At 71.7% G+C, this 20056-nt stretch carries 17 protein-coding genes; 12 read left to right on the top strand and 5 right to left on the bottom strand.

The window, feature by feature from the left end; all coding sequences use genetic code 11:
* The first annotated feature begins 91 nt into the window (after positions 1-91).
* From ABD901_RS52945 to ABD901_RS52935, 3 genes are all read left to right on the top strand, one after another.
* The gene (locus tag ABD901_RS52945) at positions 92-1126 is read left to right on the top strand and encodes an extracellular catalytic domain type 1 short-chain-length polyhydroxyalkanoate depolymerase (protein WP_345142320.1); all 1035 of its coding nucleotides are present in this window, start codon (positions 92-94) and stop codon (positions 1124-1126) included.
* A 216-nt stretch (positions 1127-1342) separates the two neighbouring features.
* Entirely contained in the window at positions 1343-1978 is a 636-nt protein-coding gene (locus ABD901_RS52940) for a superoxide dismutase family protein (protein WP_345142317.1), read from the top strand.
* A 3-nt stretch (positions 1979-1981) separates the two neighbouring features.
* Positions 1982-3082 (top strand): calcium:cation antiporter, encoded by a 1101-nt coding sequence (locus ABD901_RS52935; protein WP_345142314.1) that lies wholly within the window; start codon positions 1982-1984, stop codon positions 3080-3082.
* Positions 3083-3106: 24 nt separating this feature from the next.
* Here ABD901_RS52935 and ABD901_RS52930 read toward each other — a convergent pair whose 3' ends face one another.
* On the bottom strand, positions 3107-5014 hold the full coding sequence (locus tag ABD901_RS52930; protein ID WP_345142311.1) for a GAF domain-containing protein: 1908 nt from the start codon (positions 5012-5014) through the stop codon (positions 3107-3109).
* 774 nt (positions 5015-5788) lie between these two features.
* On the opposite strand from ABD901_RS52930, the gene tkt reads away from it, so the two are divergent.
* From tkt to ABD901_RS52915, 3 genes are all read left to right on the top strand, one after another.
* The gene (gene tkt / locus ABD901_RS52925; RefSeq protein ID WP_345142308.1) at positions 5789-7852 is read left to right on the top strand and encodes a transketolase; all 2064 of its coding nucleotides are present in this window, start codon (positions 5789-5791) and stop codon (positions 7850-7852) included.
* Positions 7853-7892: 40 nt separating this feature from the next.
* Positions 7893-8966, top strand: a complete 1074-nt coding sequence (gene tal / locus ABD901_RS52920) for a transaldolase (protein ID WP_345142305.1) — start codon at positions 7893-7895, stop codon at positions 8964-8966.
* 100 nt (positions 8967-9066) lie between these two features.
* The gene (locus ABD901_RS52915; protein ID WP_345142302.1) at positions 9067-9798 is read left to right on the top strand and encodes a magnesium transporter MgtE N-terminal domain-containing protein; all 732 of its coding nucleotides are present in this window, start codon (positions 9067-9069) and stop codon (positions 9796-9798) included.
* Between the two features lie 21 nt (positions 9799-9819).
* Here ABD901_RS52915 and ABD901_RS52910 read toward each other — a convergent pair whose 3' ends face one another.
* The 4 genes from ABD901_RS52910 to ABD901_RS52895 form a co-directional block, all read right to left on the bottom strand.
* A complete protein-coding gene (locus ABD901_RS52910) occupies positions 9820-11871 on the bottom strand; it encodes an alpha-galactosidase (RefSeq protein WP_345142299.1) in 2052 nt (683 codons plus the stop codon).
* A complete protein-coding gene (locus ABD901_RS52905) occupies positions 11868-12692 on the bottom strand; it encodes a carbohydrate ABC transporter permease (RefSeq protein WP_345142296.1) in 825 nt (274 codons plus the stop codon). The genes ABD901_RS52910 and ABD901_RS52905 overlap by 4 nt, the downstream gene beginning before the upstream one ends.
* A complete protein-coding gene (locus ABD901_RS52900) occupies positions 12689-13519 on the bottom strand; it encodes a carbohydrate ABC transporter permease (protein ID WP_345142293.1) in 831 nt (276 codons plus the stop codon). The genes ABD901_RS52905 and ABD901_RS52900 overlap by 4 nt, the downstream gene beginning before the upstream one ends.
* A gap of 76 nt (positions 13520-13595) precedes the next feature.
* Positions 13596-14888: an ABC transporter substrate-binding protein gene (locus ABD901_RS52895; protein ID WP_345142290.1), complete on the bottom strand. Its 1293-nt coding sequence runs from the start codon at positions 14886-14888 to the stop codon at positions 13596-13598.
* 189 nt (positions 14889-15077) lie between these two features.
* Between ABD901_RS52895 and ABD901_RS52890 the strand changes: the two genes are divergently transcribed.
* Genes ABD901_RS52890 through ABD901_RS52865 form a run of 6 tightly spaced genes read left to right on the top strand, consistent with a single transcriptional unit; the run spans position 15078 to position 20045 of the window.
* The gene (locus tag ABD901_RS52890; protein WP_345142286.1) at positions 15078-15794 is read left to right on the top strand and encodes an SDR family NAD(P)-dependent oxidoreductase; all 717 of its coding nucleotides are present in this window, start codon (positions 15078-15080) and stop codon (positions 15792-15794) included.
* A gap of 25 nt (positions 15795-15819) precedes the next feature.
* Complete coding sequence (locus tag ABD901_RS52885; protein ID WP_345142281.1) at positions 15820-16539, top strand: FadR/GntR family transcriptional regulator; 720 nt, start codon at positions 15820-15822, stop codon at positions 16537-16539.
* On the top strand, positions 16536-17681 hold the full coding sequence (dgoD, locus tag ABD901_RS52880) for a galactonate dehydratase (RefSeq protein ID WP_345142278.1): 1146 nt from the start codon (positions 16536-16538) through the stop codon (positions 17679-17681). Before ABD901_RS52885 ends, dgoD begins: the two co-directional genes overlap by 4 nt.
* A complete protein-coding gene (locus tag ABD901_RS52875; protein ID WP_345142275.1) occupies positions 17675-18487 on the top strand; it encodes a hypothetical protein in 813 nt (270 codons plus the stop codon). Before dgoD ends, ABD901_RS52875 begins: the two co-directional genes overlap by 7 nt.
* A complete protein-coding gene (locus ABD901_RS52870) occupies positions 18484-19116 on the top strand; it encodes a bifunctional 4-hydroxy-2-oxoglutarate aldolase/2-dehydro-3-deoxy-phosphogluconate aldolase (protein ID WP_345142272.1) in 633 nt (210 codons plus the stop codon). The genes ABD901_RS52875 and ABD901_RS52870 overlap by 4 nt, the downstream gene beginning before the upstream one ends.
* Positions 19113-20045, top strand: a complete 933-nt coding sequence (locus ABD901_RS52865; RefSeq protein WP_345142268.1) for a sugar kinase — start codon at positions 19113-19115, stop codon at positions 20043-20045. The genes ABD901_RS52870 and ABD901_RS52865 overlap by 4 nt, the downstream gene beginning before the upstream one ends.
* The last annotated feature ends 11 nt before the right edge of the window (positions 20046-20056 follow it).

The following is a 20056-nucleotide window of genomic DNA, read 5'->3' as shown; positions in this document are numbered from 1 at the left end:
AGCCCATTTCCCGCTGGCCGGTCGGCGCACGGGCGCCGGCCGGCCAGCGGTCACCATCGATGACTTACACGTTGCCGAGAGCGGAGGCTTCATGAAATGGCGAACCAGCAGCGCGGCGTCCGTCAGGCGTACCGTGTGGACGGTAGCGGCCGTGGGCATGCTCATCGTGCTCATCGCCTGCGATGCGGCACAACAGCAGGGGCAGGGTACGGCCACCCCAACCGCTGCGACCACGACCAGGGCCGGCGCGGCCAAGCCCCGTAGTCCGGCCGTCGCCGCGGGCTCGACCGATCACAGCATGACCGTCGGCGGCAAGAAGCGCACGTATCGTCTGTACCGGCCGGCCAACCTGTCGATGTCGAAGCCGGTGCCGCTGGTCGTGATGCTGCACGGCGCCCTCGGTGACGGCCTTCAGGCGGAGATGGCGTACGGCTGGAATGCCGAGGCCGACCGCAAGGGTTTCGTGGTCGCATACCCGGACGGGCTCCTGCGGTCCTGGGTCGTGAGCGCCGACTGCTGCGGGCCCTCGGCCCACGGCGGCGTCGACGACGTGGCGTTCATCAAGGCCATGGTGGCGGAGGTCTCGGACGGGTTGCCGATCGATCCGGCGCGGACCTACGCCACCGGGATATCCAACGGCGGGATGCTCGCCTACCGGCTGGCCTGCGACAGCACCACGTTCGCCGCGATCGGGGTGGTGGCGGGCAAGCTGCTCGGGCAATGCTCTACGCCGGCACCCATCTCCGTGATCCACGTCCACGGCACCGGCGACGACATCGTCCCGTACGACGGCCAGCCGGGGAAGATGAACAACGACGGCGTGGGGCTGATACCGGTCAAGATCGACGGCGGCTCGGTGCCCGACCAGATCGAGAACTGGCGGAAGGCCGCGCGGTGTTCCGCACCGCAGGCACATACCGCGGGCTCGGTCACCACATCGCTGGCGCACTGCCCTGACGGGCGTGACGTCGAGCTGATCACCATCGCGGGGGCCGGGCACCAGTGGCCGGGCGGCACGCCGATGCCGGCGGTGGAGAAGCTGCTCGGGCTGCCGCCGCCGTCGACGGCGCTGAATGCGACCGATGTGATCTGGCAGTTCTTCAGCGCACACCGACGCCAAGGGTGAGTGCTTCGGAGGGCGGGCGACCGCCCTCCGAGGCGCTGAGGGGCCGGTGACCGCAGCGGCGCACCGGGTGGTGACACGGCGGGTGATCGGCGAGGTGGCCGGGCGTCCGGCCGTACCCATGGCGGCCAGGCTGGGGTACATGCCGGTCCTGGTCGTCGCGCCCCACACTGGCCCGGCGCCCACGCGACAACGAGGAGAGTAACGAGGAGAGTATCGATGAAGTGTGGAGTTGCCGCCGCGCTGGTCCTGCTCGGCCCGGGGCTCCTCGCCGGCGGCTGCCGGGGCGAGGACGCATCGCCGAAGCGGCCGGTGGCGACGGCGTCGGCGCTGCCCGGGCCGTCGAGCGTCGAGCCGGGCACGGTGACGGCGAAGGGCACGTTCCGGCCCGCGGCCACGGCGCCGCCAGGAACCGCCGCATTCCTCTACGACACCACCGCAGCGACCGCGTCCGCCGCCGCCGAGCTGACCCTGAACAGCGCCGGCGAGCACACCAAGATCACGCTCGCCGTGACCGGGTTCGACCCGAAACGCACGTACGGCGCGCACCTGCACGTCAACCCGTGCGGCAAGGACCCGAAGGCCGCCGGCGGCCACTTCCAGCACCACCCGGAACCGACGGCGAGCTCCTCGCCGTCCAACGACCCGATGTACGCCAACCCGCAGAACGAAGCGTGGCTGGACTTCACCACCGACGACCACGGCAACGGCAAGGCCGGCGCCGAGCAGGCGTGGGCGCTGACCCCGCAGCACCGGCCGTACTCGTTGGTGATCCACGAGGAGAAGACCAAGACGGGGCCCGGAGTGGCGGGCACCGCCGGCGCCCGGGTGGCCTGCCTGACCATCAAGTACTGAGGCATGAGCGCCTTCGTTCGCGAGCGACTACTCCGCTGGGCCGTCGTCGTTCCCGTGCTCGCCATGGTGGTGCTCCTGTTGACCTGGCACCGCAAGCCGCCCCCCTTGGTCCTGGGGGCGGTCGGCGTGCTCCTGGCCGGAGCGGTCCTGGCGGCCGTCCACCACGCGGAGGTGGTGGCGCACCGGGTCGGCGAGTTGTTCGGCTCGCTGATCCTCGCGGTCGCGGTCACGATCATCGAGGTCGGGATGATCATCGCACTCACGATCGATGGCGGGCCGAAGACCCAGACCCTGGCGCGGGACACCGTCTTCGCGGCCGTCATGGTGACCTGCAACGGGATCGTCGGCCTCACGGTGCTCATCGGCGCCCTGCGCCAGCGCGTGACGACGTTCAACCCGGAAGGCACGGGCGCCGCCCTCGCCACGGTGGTCACACTGGCGACGCTGAGCCTGGTCCTGCCCACCTTCACCACGACCCGCACGGGGCCGCAGTTCACCCCGGCGCAGCTGACGTTCGCCGCCATCGCCTCACTCGCCCTGTACGTGCTGTTCGTCCTGGTGCAGACCGGGCGGCACCGCGACTTCTTCCTGCCGGTCGCGACCGAGGAAGACATCGTCAACGTCGATGAGGGGAGCGAGCCGCCGAAGACCGGCACGGCGCTGGTCAGCCTGGTGCTGCTGGTCGTGGCGCTGATCGCCGTGGTCGGCGACGCCAAGATCGTGTCTCCGGCCATCGAGCACGGTGTGGAGGCCGCGAACCTGCCGCAGTCGGTGGTGGGCGTCATCATCGCCCTGCTGGTCCTGCTCCCCGAGACGCTGGCCGCCGCGCGCGCCGCGCGGCGGGACCGAGTGCAGGTCAGCCTGAATCTCGCCCTCGGCTCGGCGATCGCGAGCATCGGGCTCACCATCCCGGCGATCTCCGCCGTCTCGATCTGGAGCCACCGACCGCTGGTGCTGGGCCTGGGTGGCACGCAGATGGTGCTCCTCGCGCTCACCGCCGTCGTCGGCGTGCTCACGGTGATCCCCGGACGCGCCACCCTCATGCAGGCGGGCATTCACCTGCTGGTGTTCGCCGCCTACCTCTTCCTCGCCGCCAGCCCGTGAACCCTGGCCGGCCGAGGGCTTGGGTCAGCCCAGGCTGGCCCGTTCGAGGGGCAGGTCGAGGGGCAGCTCGGCCTGCAGGGAGGTGCCTTGGCCGGGCGGGCTGGCGATGGTGATGGTTCCGCCCAGCGCATCGACGCGGTCGGTCAACCCGACGAGGCCGGAGCCGCGTGCCGGGTCGGCGCCGCCGACGCCGTCGTCGCGCACGCCCAGGCGCAGCCAACCACTGTGCACCGTCACGTCGATGCGCACGTGCGAGGCGTGTGCGTGTTTGGCGGCGTTCGCCAGCGACTCCGCGACGATGTAGTAGGCCGCGACCTCGACGGGCTCGGGGAGCCGGCCCTCGACGCGCACGTCGAGCTCGACCGGGACGTCGGAGCGCCGGGCGAGCGCTTTGAGCGCGGGACGTAGGCCGACGTCGGACAGGATCGTCGGGTGGATGCCGCGCGAGATCTCCCGCAGGTCGTCCAGCACGCCGGTCAGGCCGTGCGTCACCGAGGACAGCCGCTGCCGCAGCTCCGGCAGTTCGGACGGGACGCTCGCCTGTGTGTCGCCTGCCTCGATGGCGATCGTGATGAGGTGCTGCTGGACGCCGTCGTGCAGCGTGCGCTCGATCTGCCGCCGGGCCTGGTCGGCGGCGACCACCACCCGTGCCCGGGAGGTCGCCAGGTCGGCGCGGGCCTGTGCGGTGGCGATAGTGGTGGCGATCAGGTCGGTATATTCCGTAAGGCGTGCCTCGGCGTCGCGGGCCAGCGGCTCCTCCCGGGTGATGGTGGCGGTCACGACGCCCCACAGGCGTCGCTCGAGGAAGATCGGGGCACCGACCGCGCCGCGGACATGATGCTGGCGAAGATGGGCGGCGAGCGGGCCGGGAGCGTCGTCGTAGCTGTCCATCCGGGCGGCGCGGCCAGTCTGCAGCACTTTCGCTGATACGTTGCGACCCTCCAGGGACAGCCGGGTGCCGACCGGTAGGCCGATGTCGGGAGTACCCCAAGCGGCGACCACGGTCGCGGCGCCGTCGGCCTCGTAGCGGACGATGTGCGCGCCGTCGGTGCCGATGAGCTGCCCGAGTTCCGTGGCTACCGCGTCCAGAACCTCGGCCGGTGCGGCGCCGTGCGCTACGTGGGTAGCGATCCGCCGCAGTGCGGTCTGGGTCTTGGCGAGCCGGGCGAACTCCTCGACGTTGTGCTGCACCGAGCTGCCCATCACGTTGAACGAGCGGGTGAGCTCGCCGACCTCACCCACGCCGATCTCAGCGACGCGACTGTCCAGCTCGCCGCGGGCAAGGTGGTCGGCCATCGCGGCCGCTCCGCGCACCGGCCAGACAACGACCCGGGCCAGGTACCCCACGACGAAGACACTGACCAGCAGCCAGCCGGCCATACCCGTGACGGCCGCAGCCGTGACCGCCCGGCCGACGGTCTCGTGGGAGCGCTCCTCGCGCTCTGCCGCCAGCTGCCGTTCGCTGGCCGCGAGGCTGTCGAGCTCGCTTCGCAGCTCGGCGACCCTGCGCTCGCCCTCCTGGATCGTCTCGGTGCTGTGCGCGGAGGGGTCGCCGCGTTGCGCCGCCTGCAGTGCCGGCGTCGCGTGGTCCTGAACGTAGGACTGGCTGTGCTGCGTGATCCGCCGCGCCAGGGTCGCCTGATCCTCGGTATGGGCCAGCTGCTGCAGCCGGGCGCTTCTGTCGGCGAGGGCGGCCTGGTCCGCCGTCCACGCCTGGAGCAAGCTCGGATCCCCGGTGGCGATGAAGCCTCGCCCGGTCCTGTCGAGGTCGAGGACGAGTTGCTCGACCTGCTGATCGGTTGCGAGCATCTCCGCGGAACGGGCTTCCAGCCGCTCCGCGTCGCGCTGCTCACTGATCGCCATCAGCAGCGCACCGAACACGACACCGACAACGGCCGTGAGCACTCCGATGCTCACAATCACCCGGAGCATCAGCCCACCACGCACGGCAACCTCCGATTCAGATCCGCGGCTCCCGGCCGGCAGGGCCGCTTCCTCCTTCTCACAGGGCGCTCGCGGGTGGCATGCCGGCAGAGGCGCTAGCGACCGGTCGGTCAACCAACAGCCCGAGAGAGGTGTCGCCAGTCGACGCATCGCCTATGTCTTGGGAACATGGACCCCATACGCGACGTGTTGTGGAGCGCATCGACGGCAGACCCGTCACGAGCAGCCCACCCGGAGGCGGCGGGCTGCGTCCTGCTCCATCGAGCGCGAGCCTGCTGGCGCCGCCCCACCACGAGGCGGTGATACGACCCAACGACGCGGCCATGCCGCCACGAGTCATTCGGGCGCACTCCATACCCACCGACCGGGCGATCAACGACATCCCGGACCTCTCCATAGAGACTATGCCCAAAGCAGAAGCGACCCAGCTGATTCCCGACCGAGGCAACACCAGCCACGCCGGATTCGGCGGTACCGCACGCGGCGGAACAATCACCCGGTTCGGGGCGAGTCTGGCGGACTCTGCGGATACTAAGAAGAGAGGCGGGGGCCTGTACTGCCGAGCCGGAGGGCAGGTCGCTCCTCGACGAGTTTCCGGGCAGGCACGTGCCTGAATCGTTGCCGCTGCGGGAGTGGAATCCGGCCAATGGCAACGCGGGCCGCGCCCACTGCCTCTCTCCCACGCGAACCAGCGGGTCACGTCGCACCGGAGGCCGGTCCCTCGGGCGTACCAAGCCTGCCGCAGAATCCACGGAGGCCACGTTGACCACGACCACGACCGACCTGGACACCTTGTCCGTGAACACCATCCGCGGCCTGTGCATGGACGCGGTCCAGCGGGCCGAGTCCGGGCATCCGGGCACACCGATGGGGATCGCGCCGGTCGCATACACCCTCTGGCAACGGTTCCTGCGCTTCGACCCCGCCGATCCGATCTGGCCCAACCGCGACCGGTTCGTGCTGTCCGAGGGCCACGCGTCGGCGCTGCTGTGGTCGCTGCTACACCTGACCGGGGTACGGGCGGTCGACCCGGACTACGAGGTCCTCGGCCGTGCCTCGGTCACCCTCGATGACCTCAAGACGTTCCGGCAGCTCGGCTCGCGGTGCCCGGGCCACCCCGAGTACCGGTGGACCAGCGGGGTCGAGACCACCACCGGGCCGCTGGGCCAGGGCGTCGCGACCTCGGTCGGGATGGCCATCGCGGGCCGTTGGCTGGCGGCGCGGTACAACAAGGACGGCTTGCCGCTCTTCGACTTCGACGTGTATGCGCTCGCCGGGGACGGCGACATGATGGAAGGCATCGCCTCGGAGGCCGCCTCGCTCGCCGGTCACCAGCGGTTGTCCAACCTGTGCTGGATCTACGACTCGAACCGCACGACCATCGAAGGCCACACGGACCTCGCGTTCACCGAGGACGTGGCCGAGCGCTTCCTGGCGTACGGCTGGAACGTGACGACCGTCGCCGACGCCAACGACCTCGGCGCCGTAGAACGGGCGCTGCACAGCTTCCAGGCCGAAGACGAGCGTCCCACCCTGGTCGTGGTGCACAGCCACATCGGGTACGGCTCCCCGGTGGAGGACACCGCGAAGGCGCACGGCGAGCCGCTCGGCGCGGACAGCGTACGGGAGACCAAACGGTTCCTCGGCATGCCCGACGACGTCGACTTCTTCATCCCGGACGGGGTGTACGACTGGTTCGCCCGCGGCATCGGTGCACGCGGCGGCGCGGCTCGTACCGACTGGCGGTCCATGTTCGAGGCCTACCGCGCGCAGTATCCGGAGCTGGCCGACGAGATCGAGCGGATGCAGCGGCGGGAACTGCCGGACGGCTGGCAGCAAGCGCTGCCCACCTTCCCGGCCGATGCGAAGGGCATCGCCACCCGTGACTCCTCGGGCCGGGTGCTCAATGCGCTCGCGCAGGCGGTGCCATGGCTGTTGGGCGGCGCGGCCGACCTCGCCCCGTCCACCAAGACCCACCTCACGTTCCCCGGCGCCGGCGACTTCCAGGCCGACGACCGGTCCGGACGCAACTTCCACTTCGGTGTCCGCGAGCACGCGGCGGCGGCGATCACCAACGGGATGGCGCTGACCAAGCTCCGTCCGTACTGGTCGGGCTTCCTGATCTTCTCGGACTACGCCCGCGCGGCGATCCGGCTGTCGGCGTTGATGGAGATCCCGACGCTGCACATCTTCAGCCATGACTCGATCGGGGTCGGCGAGGACGGACCGACCCACCAGCCGGTCGAGCAGCTCGCCTCGCTGCGGGCCATGCCGGGCCTGCTGGTGTTCCGCCCGGCCGACGCGAACGAGGTGGTCGAGACCTGGCGGGTCGTCGCCGGACTGCGGCGCGAGCCCGCGGCGCTCGTGCTCTCCCGGCAGCCGCTGCCCACTCTCGACCGCAACCGGCTCGCCGCCGCGTCCGGGGTCGCGATGGGCGGGTACGTGCTCGCCGACGCGCCGACCGGCGAGCCGGACGTGATCCTGCTGGCCACCGGCTCGGAGGTGGCGCTCGCGCTCGCGGCACGCGACGATCTCACCGCTGATGGCATCGCGGCGCGGGTGGTGAGCATGCCGTGCTGGGAGCTGTTCGACCGGCAGCCCCGCCAGTACCGCGACCAGGTGCTGCCGCCGGCGGTACGGGCCCGGGTCGCGATCGAGCAGGCGTCCACGCTCGGCTGGGAACGGTATGTGGGCGACGCCGGCGCCATTGTCGGCATGCACACGTTCGGCGCCTCCGCACCGCTCAAACACCTGCTGACGAAGTTCGGGTTCGTTCCCGAACGGGTAGCCCAGGTCGCCCGCGAGCAGGTGGCCGCGAACAGATGACGGAAAAGGCGGCGCCGCCAGACCCCGGCAAGGAGAAGACGTGAAGCCAACCCAGACCCTGCACGAGCATGGCCAGAGCCTCTGGCTCGACAACATCACCCGGGGCATGCTCGACTCCGGCCAGATCCAGGCCTACATCGACAAGTACGCCGTCACCGGCCTCACGTCGAATCCGTCGATCTTCGACAAGGCCATCGAGTCCGGCCTCTACGACGACGCGATCCGGGAGAAGTCGGCGACCGGGCTCTCCGACGAGGAGCTGTTCTTCGAACTGGCCATCGAGGACCTGCGGCGCGCGGCCGACGAGTTCCTGCCGGTGCACGAACGCACCGACGGCGTGGACGGCTGGGTGTCGCTGGAGGTGTCGCCGCTGCTCGCGTACGACACGGCGGCGACGATCGAGGCCGCCAAGGCGCTGTCCGCGCGGGCCGCACGACCCAACCTGTTGATCAAGATCCCTGGCACGGCCGAGGGCCTGCCGGCGATCACCGAGTGCGTCGCGTCCGGCGTGCCCGTGAACGTCACCCTGCTGTTCTCGGCCGAGCAGTACCGGGCCGCCGCCGAGGCGTACCTGGCGGGCGTCGAACGCCGGCTTGCGCGTGAGCTCGATCCCGCCGTGGGGTCGGTCGCCTCGGTCTTCATGTCCCGCTGGGACGTCGCGGTCGCCGAGCGTGTGCCGGACGAGTTGAAGGAGCAGCTCGGGCTCGCCGTCGGACTCGACACCTACCGGGCGTACCGGCGGCTCATGGACTCCGACCGGGTGCAGCGCGTGCAGAACTCCGGCGGGCGGATGCAACGGCTGTTGTGGGCCAGCACCAAGACCAAGGACCCCGCCGCCTCCGACACGCTCTACGTGCACGGGCTGGCGGCGCCGTTCACGATCAACACGATGCCCGACGCGACGCTGCAGGCGTTCTACGAACACGGCGAGGTGGGCGCGCCGATGCCGGCCGACGGCGGTGACTGTGACGCGATCCTGGCCCGGTTCCGCGACGCCGGCGTCGACGTGGCCGAACTCGCCGCGAAGCTGCAGACCGACGGAGCGAAGTCGTTCGTGGCGGCCTGGAACGACCTGATGCACAGGATCTCCGAACAGCGCACAGCACTCACCTGAGGACTTGTGCACACCGACCGGCTGCCCAAGCCGAGCCGGGCGGACCATGTGCCGCCGCCGGCTGCGGTGCTACAAACGCTTGATGTTCCCCGGTGGGACGATGCCCGTCACACAGCTCGTCGCCATGATCCGCAACTCGCCGCCCAGGTCGGCGGCCGGCCTCCTCATGGCCATGCCCGCCGAGCGGTTGCCGGCCGTCGCCGCCGCGCTGCGCCCCGCCGACCTGGTCCGGCTGATCCCGGCACTCAAGCCCGAGGCTCGCCGCGGCCTCATCCAGGCCCTCGGCCCGGAGCACCTGTTCGACGTGATCAGCGGCGTGCCGCTGGCCGAGGCCGCCGTGCTGGTCCCGATGGTGCCGAGCGAGCGCCTCGGCCCGATCGTCGCCGGGCTCTCCGACGGCGCGCTCGCCGCGCTCCTCGGCGGTCTGCCGCCGGACCAGCGGCAGCGGGTCGAATCGGTTGCCGACCCGCGCCGGGAGCGGCAGGTGCGCGACCTCGAATACGGCGACGCGGTCACCCGGGCGCTGGTCCGCGGCAACTTCCAGGTCACGCGTCAGGACGACGGCATGCTCGTGACCAACGCCCGCTGGCGGATCGCGGTCGCCGCGCGGCACGGCGACGACGGCCGGGTCGCGGTGCGCGACGCCGAAGACACCGCCTACAAGCTGCGCACACACGGCGCCCTCGCGGTGTCCGACGTAGCGGCCGCCGACGACGTCCTGCGGTACTGCAAGCAGAGCCGCGCCGACGGCCGCCCGCTCGAGACCGTGACCTGGGTCGACGAGCGCCACGACGGGCACCTGATCCGGGCCTTGGTCAGCCTGCTCCGGTGACCCGGGCCGCACCGGCCCGCTTCAGACGCGGTGCAGGATCACGACCTCGGCGTCGTGTGCGGCGGTCCATTGCACGGGCAGGCCGACCGCGGTGAGGTGGCTGCCCGAGTACTGCTGTTCGCCGGCCCGGTAACGCGCCTGCGACGCCAAGCCGCGCAGCGGCAGCCGGACCGGCCGGGACGGCAGGAGACCGGCACCGTCGAGGCGGCCGGTGTGCCAGGCGAGGACGACGACGGTGCGTTCGTCGGGCGAGAGGTACTGCACCGCGCATCGGGCCTGGTCGGGCCCGCCGACGAGGTGCACGGTGCCGTGCATGACGATGTCGCGGATCTCCTTGTACAGCGCGATCCAGCGGGCCGCCTCGTCCCGTTGTTCGGCGGTCCAGTGCCGGATGTCGGCGCCGACGCCGAGGACGCCGGCCATCGCGAGCACGAACCGGAACGCGAACGAGCGGGGGCGGGGATCGAACAGCCCGGGCGCGTCGGTCACCCAGGAGCTCAGCAGGTGCGGTGCGTTGGCGTGCAGGAAGCCCCACTGGATCGCGAGGCGGTCCAACGGGCCGGTGTTGTCGCTCGGCCAGAACACGTCCGCACGGGCCGCCATGGCCAGATCGGTACGGGCGCCGCCGCCCGCACACGCCTCGATGAGCACGTGCGGGTGGTCCCGGCGCAGCTGCTCGAAGATGCGGTACAGGTTGGCGACGTGGCTGCCGTCGAGGTCGAGCGGCCCGGTAGCGCCGGGCCGGCCGGGCTCGGTCCGTGGGCGGTTGAAGTCCCACTTCAGATAGTCGATGTCGTGCGTGCGCAGCAGCCGGTCCACGGTTTCGTGGACGAACTCGGCGACCTCGGGCCGGCCGAGGTCGAGCAGATACTGGTTGCGGACCTGGGTGAGCGGCCGGCCCTCGACCGAGTACACCCACTCGGGGTGCTCGGCGTAGAGGCGCGAGCGGGGGTTGACGCACTCCGGCTCGACCCACAGCCCGAACTTCAGCCCGAGCGCCCGCACATCGCCGACGAACGCGTCGAACCCGGCCGGGAACTTCGCGGGGTCGGGCGTCCAGTCACCGAGTCCGGCCGTGTCGTCGTTCCGGCCGGTGAACCAGCCGTCGTCGACGACGAACGTCTCGACCCCGATGCCGGCCGCGACCCGGGCCAGCTCCAGCTGGCTGGCGGCGTCGACGGCGAAGTACGTGGCCTCCCAGGAGTTGTACAGCACGGGGCGCGGACCGAGCCGCTCGCCGGCGAGCCGCCGCTGGTAGGCGTGCCAGACGCGGGCCAGGCCGTCGAGCCCGCCGCCACTGTAGGCCCCAGCGGCGACCGGCAGCGTCAGCTGCTGCCCGGGGGCGAGCTCGAGCGGTCCGTCGACGAGCCGCCGCCCGGCCCGGATCCGGGTCAGGCCGCCGGTGTCGCGCTCCGCCTCGATCTGCCAGGAGCCGGTCCAGGCCAGGCCGACACCCCAGACGGCGGTGTCGTCGGCCTGGTCGCGGATCGCCAGCCACGGCACGTAGAGGTGGCCGGGGACGCCCTGTGCGCTGCCGACCGCAAACGTGCCGTGTGCGAGGTCGACGTGGTCGAGCTGGAACTCCTGCGCCCACTGGCCCCACTGGTAGCTGATCCGGGCACCGTGCGGGGTCGGCACGCAGAATCCGGCGGAGCCGGCCCGGGCCAGCCGCAACGGCTCGGTGCCCTCGTTGGTGAGCTCCACCCAGCGCTCCACCACGTCGGTGCCGGCCGGGATGCGGTAGTGCAGCACGGCCCGAAGCCCGTTGACCGGATCGGCGAACGAGACCGCCAGCCGGTCCTGCGTCGCCGTGGCGTCCTGGAATTCGAACGACGCGCGGGTCCTGACCACCAGATCCGCGCCGGCGAACGGCCGGTCCGTCTCGGTGGCGTATTCGACCGGGGCCCCATCGCCCTTGGTGAGGAACGGGACCGGGCCTTCGTAGCCGACCGGGGACGGCCCGTCGGAAACGCCGTGGGGACCCCACGCGACCAGCTCGAGCCAGCGTCCGTGCGGCGGCACCGCCACCGTGTACTCCGTCTGGGCGCCGCGCAGTGTCCACCGCCGGGTCACTTGACCGCTCCGATCGCGAGGCCGGACACGAAGTGCTTCTGGAACCGCAGGAACACCGCAACCGTCGGGACCGCCGCGATGACGGTGCCGGCGGCGATGACGCTCCACGACGAGACGAACTGGCCCTGCAGCCCGAGCAGCGCCGGGGTGACCGGCATCTTGTCGTCGGTGCGCAGGACGGTGATCGCCCACAGCAGGTCGTTGAAGATCCAGGTGAAGGACAGCGCGCCGAGGGCGGCGAGCGCCGGCCGGGTCAGCGGCAGGATGATGCGCCCGAAGATCTGCCCCGGTCCCGCGCCGTCGATCATGGCCGCCTCCTGGATCTCGCGGGGCAGGTCGCGCATGAAGCCGTACAGCACGAACGTGTAGAAGCCCAGCCCGAAGCCGACCTGCACGGCAATCAGCGCGTACAGCGTGTCGTAGAGGCCGGTCAGCTCGCTGAACTTGGCGACCGGGATGAGCAGGATCTGCGGTGGCAGCAGGTTTCCGGCCAGCATGAGCAGCAGGATCGTGCGGCGGCCCGGGATCCGGTACCTGCTGAGCGCGAACGCCGCGACCGCCGCCAGCATCAGGCTCAGCACGACCGACGGCACGGTCACCAGCAGGCTGTTGATGAGCGCCTGCAGCTCCCCGCCGTCGGTCCACGCCTGCCGGTACGTGTCGAGCGTGAACGAGTGCGGCAGGCTGCCGACGCCGTGCGCGGCGATGTCGTCGAAGGTCCGGGTCGACATGACGACGACCCACAGCACCGGCGCCAGCCACAGCACCGACAACAGGACCATTCCGGTGTGGAAAGCCCCGGTGCGCAGCGCGCGGGTCATGCGTTCTCCTCTTCCCTGAAGGCCCGGACGAGGTAGCCGAGGATGACCGCCAGCGCCAGCAGGAAGATGACCACGGCGATCGCGGACGCGTAGCCGAGGCGCAGGCCCTGGAACGCGGTCGAGTACATGTACGTGCTGAGCAGTTCGGAGGAGTGGTACGGGCCGCCGCGGGTGAGCGACCACACGATGTCGAAGGAGCGCAGCGAGTCGATCACGATGACCGACAGCACGACGGCGTTGACGCCCTTGAGCTGCGGGACGGTCACCTTCCACAGCCGTTGCCAGGCGCTCGCGCCGTCGACCCGTGCGGCCTCGTGCAGCGCCGGGTCGATCGCCTTCAGGCCGGCGAGGTACAGCACCATGACGTATCCGATCTGCCGCCACAGCGCGGGCAGGATCACCGCGTAGAGGGCGGTTTCCGGGTCCGCGAGCCACGGCCGGATCAGGTGCTCCAGGCCGACGCCGCGCAGGATGGTGTCGGCGAGCCCGTCCGGCTGGTAGAACACCCGCCAGACCAGGGCGGTGACGACCAGCGAGAAGACGACGGGCGTGAAGAGCGCGGCCCGGTAGAAGCCGACGCCGCGCCGGTCCCGCTGCAGCAGCAGGGCCATGCCGAAGCCGCCGGCGACCGACAGGCCGCCGAAGAGCAGCAGCCAGATGACGGTATTGAGCAGGGCGCCGCGGAACGTCGGGTCGCCGGCCAGCTCGGTGTAGTTGTCGACGCCGACGAATCGCGGCGGGGTCATGCCGTCCCAGCGGGTGAAGGAGAACCAGAACCCCTGCAGCGCCGGCCAGAACACCCAGACGCTCTCGATCGCGAACGGCACCAGGACGAAGGCCGCCAGCAGCGGCGACAGCCGAGGCTGCCGCCGCCGTGGGAGTGTAGAGACAGGAACGGCCACGTCAGCCCTTGAAGACCTTCTCGGCGCTGGTCTGCCATTCGCGCAGGATCGCGTCGATCTGGTCGGGCTTGTCGATGAACTTCGTCAGCGCGGTGTCGGCCGTGGGTTGCAGCGCGTCGCTGGAGTCGCGGTTGAAGAACTGGGTGAGCTCCTTGGCGCTGTCCAGCATCGCCTTGCCCTTGGCGACCAGCGGGGAGTCGGCGGCCTTGGCCTTCGGGTTGGCCGGCAGGACGATGCCGGAGCTGGACTGAATGTAGGCCTGCTGCGCCTCGACACTTGCCAGGTAGGTCAGGAGGGCCTTGGTGCCGGCCGGGTTGGCGGTCTTCGCGCTGGCGAAGAACCCGTCGGTCGGCGCCTCCTCAGCCACCGGTACGGCCGGGTCGATGATCGGGAAGCGGAAGAAGTCGAGGTCACCGAGCGCGTCCTTCGGGGCGGCGTCGGCGAAGAACGTGCCGATCAGGAACATGCCGGTCTTGCCCGCCAGCAGCGCGGTGGTCGCCTCCTGGAACGGGTAGGCCTTGCCCTTGGGGTCGAAGTACGGCAGCGCCTCGGCCCACTTGGTGAAGACCGCCTTCACCTTCGGGTCGTCGAAGCGCTGCTTGCCGGCGAGCAGCTCGCGGTGGAACGGTGCGCCGTTGACCCGGATGTTGAGGTAGTCGAACCAGGCCGACGCCACCCACGGAGTGTCGCCGAGGCCGATGCCGATGGGAGGGATGCCCTTGCCCTGCAGCGTCTGGCACAGCGCCAGGAACTCGGTCCAGGTCTTCGGCTCCTGCACGCCCCACTTGGCGAAGTTGGACTTGCGGTAGAAGAAGCCCCACCAGTAGTTGTTCATCGGCACGAAGACCTGCTTGCCGGCGGCGTCGGTGGACAGGGTGCGCAGCGACTGCGGGTAGTCGGCGAGGTCCTTCCACACGTCGGAGACGTCCAGGAGCAGATTCTTGCTGGCGTAGTCGTTGGCCACGGAGCCCGCGTACCACGTGTAGACGTCGGGCGGGTTCGCCGAGGTCAGGTAGGTCGGAAGCTGGGTGCGGAAGGTCTCCGACGCGACGGTGTTGAGCGTCGTGGTGCCTTTGCCCAGTTTGTTGAAGTCGGCGACCAGCTTCTCCATCGCCGTCTTGGCCTGTGGCGAGGAGAGGTTGGACTGCAGGGTGATCGCACCGGAAGCCTTGTCCGAGGATCCGCCGGCGGAGCTGGCGCAGGCGCTCAGGAGTGAACCGGCGCCGAGCGCGCCCGCGCCTAGCAGACCGAGGTGTCCAAGGAATCGACGGCGACCGGGGTCGAAGTCGCTCACGGGGGTGTCCCTTCCTCAACGACACGCTGCGTGACATCGCGCCGTGTCGGTCAAATGATGGTGTAACCAGAAGGTTGCATGCGAGGCTCGATTGCTGTCAAGATGTATTCGTAATTAATGGTTAATCCGCGGGACCGCGGTGGGCAGACGGGTCAGCATATGCGGCGGCTGGAAGGCAGAACAGCGCTGGTGACAGGTGCGACAGGAGGCATCGGGGCGGCGACCGCGCGCCGGCTCGCGGCCGAGGGCGCTGCCGTTGCGCTCATGGACGTCCGCGATCCCGGCCCGCTCGCCGACGAGCTGACCGCCGCAGGCGAGCGCGCACTGTCCGTAGTGGCCGACGTCGCTGAAGAGGATGACTGGGCGGCCGCGGTCGCCGCGGTCCGCCAGGGTCTCGGCCCGGTCGACATCCTGGTCAGCAATGCCTATGCCGTGGAGGTCGCACCGGCCCACCGCACCAGCCGTGCGTCCTGGGACCATCAGCTCGCGGTCAGCCTGACCGGCGCGTTCCTCGGCCTCAGGGCCTGCCTCGACGACCTCCGCGACCGCCACGGTGCGGTCGTCCTGGTGTCGTCGGTGCACGCGCTGGTCGGCCTGCCCGGACGGCCCGCCTATGCCGCCGCCAAGGGCGGCCTCGTCGCGCTCGGCCGACAGCTCGCCGTCGAATACGGCCCGGAGGTCCGGGTCAACACCGTCCTGCCCGGGCCGATCCTCACCGGAGCCTGGGACGGCATCTCCGAGGAGGACCGTCGCCGCAGTGTCGCCGAGACGGTCGCGAAGCGGTTCGGCAGCCCGGACGAGGTGGCGGCCACCGTGGCCTTCCTCGCCTCGCCGGACGCCGCCTACGTCACCGGCGCGAGCTTGGTGGTGGACGGCGGCTGGACCGCGATGAAAACGTCAGCGTGACGGATCGACAGCGACGATCGAGAGGGTGCGACAAGCATTGGCTAACTACGCGGGCCGCGGCGTGCACGGGCAGACCGTCGAGGTGATCGCCCGCCGCATCCTGGCCGGGGACATCGCCGAAGGTGAGACGCTGAATCTCGGCGCAATCCAGGAGGAGCTCGACGTGAGCCTCACCGTGCTGCGGGAGGCCCTCAAGGTGCTCTCGGCGAAGGGCATGGTCGACGCCCGGCAGAAGCGCGGCACGTTCGTGCGGCCGAGGGCCGACTGGCACCTGCTCGACGGCGACGTGATCCGGTGGCAGTTCGAGGAGGGCGCAGACCCGCGGCTGCTCGACAAGCTGCACGAGGTCCGCAGCATCATCGAGCCGGCCGCCGCCCGCCTCGCCGCGATCAGGGCCGTCGACGAGGACTTCAGCGCCCTGGAGCAGGCCCTGGAGGACATGAACGAGGCCCGCGGCAACCCCGCCGCGTCCGTCGCCGCCGACCTCACCTTCCACCGCGCGCTGCTCAATGCCACCCACAACGAGCTGCTGGTGCGCATGGAGGTGGTCATGGAGACCGGCCTCGCCGAGCGCGACCGGCTCGTCCACGGCGGCGCGCACGACGACCCCGTCCCCAGCCACCGCGCGGTGGTCGACGCGATCCGCTCGCGCAACGAGTCGGCCGCCGAGGCCGCGATGCGCGGACTGCTCGCCAAGGCCGTCCGCGACGTCGAAAAGATCCGTGCACAGAAGGGCCACCGGTGAAGATCGACCGCATCGAGACGTTCCTCGTCCCGCCCCGTTGGCTGTTCTGCCGCGTGGAGACCGACGAGGGGATCGTCGGGTGGGGCGAGCCCCTCGTCGAGGGCCGCGCCGAGGTGGTGCGCAGCGCCGTCGAGGTCCTCGCCGAATATCTCCTCGGGCAGGACCCGCTGCGGATCGAGCAGCACTGGCAGATCCTCACCAAGGGCGGCTTCTACCGCGGCGGCCCGGTGCTCTCCAGCGCCGTCGCCGGGCTCGACCAGGCCCTGTGGGACATCGCCGGCCAGGCCTACGGCGTTCCGGTCCACGCCCTGCTCGGCGGCCCGGTCCGCGACCGGGTCCGGGTCTATTCCTGGATCGGCGGCGACGAGCCCGGCGAGATCGCCGAGGCCGCCGCCGAGCAGGCCGCCGCCGGGTTCACCGCGGTCAAGGTGAACGCGTCCGGCCGGCTCTCCCCGATCCCCACCGCGGCCGAGGTCGACGCGATCGTCCGGCGGGTCGCCGCGGCCCGCGAGGCCCTCGGCGACGAGCGCGACATCGCCCTGGACTTCCACGGCCGGGCCGGCGCCGCCGCGGTGCGCCGCATCCTGCCCGAGCTCGCCCCGCTGCGGCCGTTCTTCGTCGAGGAGCCGGTCCTGCCCGACCAGGTCCACCACCTGCACGACATCGTCACCTGCTCCCCGGTGCCGATCGCCACCGGCGAGCGGCTCTACGGCCGCTCCGAGTTCCTCGGGCCGCTGCAGGCCGGGGTCGCGGTAGTGCAGCCCGATCTGTCACACGCCGGCGGCATCTCCGAGGTGCGGCGCATCGCCGCCCTCGCCGAGACCTACGGCGCCGTGCTCGCGCCGCACTGCCCGCTCGGCCCGATCGCGCTGGCCGCGAGCCTGCAGGTGGCGTTCGCGACGCCGAACTTCCTCATCCAGGAGCAGAGCATCGGCATCCACTACCACCAGGGGTCCGAGCTCCTCGACTACCTCGTCGATCCCGAGCCGATGCGGTACGTCGACGGACATATCGCCCGCCTCGATGCGCCCGGCCTCGGCGTCACCGTCGACGAGGCAGTGGTTCGGGCCGCCGCACGCTCGCCGCACGCCTGGCGCAACCCGATCTGGCACCACGACGACGGCTCGTTCGCAGAATGGTGAGCTACCCGGTACCGCTCGTCGTCGGGTACGCAGCGACGCGCGGCGGGCGGTGGACGACGCTGTCCGGCGGCGGCCGGGAATGGCTTTGGCACCGCCCCGAGCCGGCCCGCGACGCCGTGCGACCCGGTGACCCGTTCGTCGACGCCGGCGGCATGGAGGAGTGCCTGCCGACGGTACGCGGCCGGCCCGACCACGGCGACGTCTGGTCCCGGCCGTGGCGCGCCGCCGGACCCGGCACGATCGCCGTCGAACGGCCCTCCTTCGTCCTGACCCGCCGGATCACCGACCACGCCGGGGTCGTGGTGGCCGACTACCGGCTCGCCGCCGAGCCCGGCCACCGGTTCATCTGGGCCGCCCACGCCCTCCTCGACCTGTCCCCGGCGGCCCGGCTGCACGCCCCGGCCGGCACCCGGACCAGGCTCTACCTTGACCCCGACCCACCGTCGGAAGGGCCCTGGCCGGCGCCGGCCGGGGTGCGGCTGGACCGCCTCGGCCCCGACGACGGCACCGCCGTCGGCGCGGTGCTGCTGGACTGCCCGCGGGCCGAGGTGACCGACGGCGCCGACCGGCTGACCCTGGAACTGGAGTGCGCCGGCCAGCCCCGCTCCACCGCCCTGTGGCGCAACCTCCGCGGCTGGCCCGCCCCGGAGCCGTATCGCAGCATCGGGGTCGAACCCATGCTCGGCGCGGCCTTCGACCTGGCCGACGCCGGACCGGACGACGCCGCCGTGGTCCCGGCCGCCGGTGAGGTCACCTGGCGGCTGACCGTCTCCGCACACCGACTCGCCGAGGGAGATACCCGGTGAACCTGCTCGAAGCACTGCACACCCATCGCCTGCTGGCGATCGTGCGCGGCCCGGACCCGGAAGCGGCCCTCGCCGCGGTGCTGGTACTGGCCGAAAGCGGCATCGCACTCATCGAGGTGTCGCTGACCGGCGCCGACGCCCTCGGCACGATCCGCCGGGCCCGCGCCGCGCTCGGCCCCGGGTTCGGGCTCGGCGCCGGCACCGTCCTCACCGCCGAGGACGCCCGGGCCGCCGCCGACGCGGGCGCCACGTTCCTGGTCACCCCGGCACTGGCGCCCAGCCTCGGCGAGGCGGCGCGGCTCGGGCTGCCCGTGCTCGCCGGGGCGCTGACTCCCACCGAGGTGGTCCAGGCCCAGGCGGGCGGCGCCACCGCGGTCAAGCTCTTCCCCGCCTCGCTCGGCGGGCCGCAGTACCTGGCCGCGCTGCGGGACCCCTTCCCCCGCACCCCGTTCGTGCCGGTCGGCGGCGTCGACGCGGACGGCGCCCGGGAGTACCTGCGCCGCGGCGCCGCCGCGGTCGGGGTCGGCTCCCCGCTGCTCGGCGACGCGGTCCGCGGCGGAGACCTCGGCGCCCTGCGCGACCGCGCCGCCGCCTTCCGGACCGAAGCGGCGGCCGGGGCGCGCGCATGACGGACGTGCTCACCCTGGGCGAGACGATGGCGGCCTTCCGGACCGCCGGCCCGCTTCGGCTCGGCGGCGCCGCCCAGCTCTCCGTTGCCGGGGCCGAGTCGACGGTGGCGATCGGGCTTTCCCGGCTCGGACACCAGGTGGAATGGATCGGCGTCACCGGCGCCGACGAACCGGGCGAACTGGTCCGCCGGACCCTGCGTGCCGAGGGCGTCGGCCTGACCTGGGCCCGGGTCGACCCGGACCGCCCGACCGGGCTGATCCTGTTCGAGTCCCGGGTGGGCGACATCAGCCGGGTCACGTACCACCGGGCCGGATCGGCCGGCTCCGGGCTCGCATCGTCCGACGTGGGGCCGGCGTTCGGGACGCCACCCCGGCTGCTGCACGTCACCGGGATCACCTGCGCGCTGGGCTCCGATCCGTACCAGGCGGTGCGGACCGCGGTAGAGCGGGCCGTGGCCGCAGGCACCCGTGTCTGCCTCGACGTCAACCACCGGCACCGGCTGTGGTCGGTCGACAAGGCCGCCGCCGCACTGCGCCCGCTGCTGCCCTCGATCGACCTGGTGATCGCGTCCGACGACGAACTGGCGGTGCTCACCGACGCCGCCGACCGCGTCCGCGCACTGCGTGACGCCGGGGTGGGCGAGGTCGTGGTGAAGCACGGCGCCGGCGGCGCGACCAGCCACAGCGACCTGGGCGTCGTGCACCGGGCAGCCCGGCAGGTGCCGGTCGTGGACACCGTCGGCGCCGGTGACGCATTCGTCGCCGGGCTGCTGTCCGCCCTGCTCGACGGTGCCGACGTGCCGGCCCGGCTCGACCGGGCGGTCACCACCGGCGCGTTCGCCGTTGCCACCCGCGGCGACTGGGAGGGCCTGCCCACGCGCGACGAGCTCGCGCTGATGGACCACGAACCGGGCACGGCGCTGCGCTGACCCGCCAGGAG

It is taken from the genome of Dactylosporangium darangshiense (assembly GCF_039537565.1).
GTDB classification, from domain to species: Bacteria; Actinomycetota; Actinomycetes; order Mycobacteriales; family Micromonosporaceae; genus Dactylosporangium; species Dactylosporangium darangshiense.
This window is presented reverse-complemented; position numbering and strand designations above follow the sequence as displayed.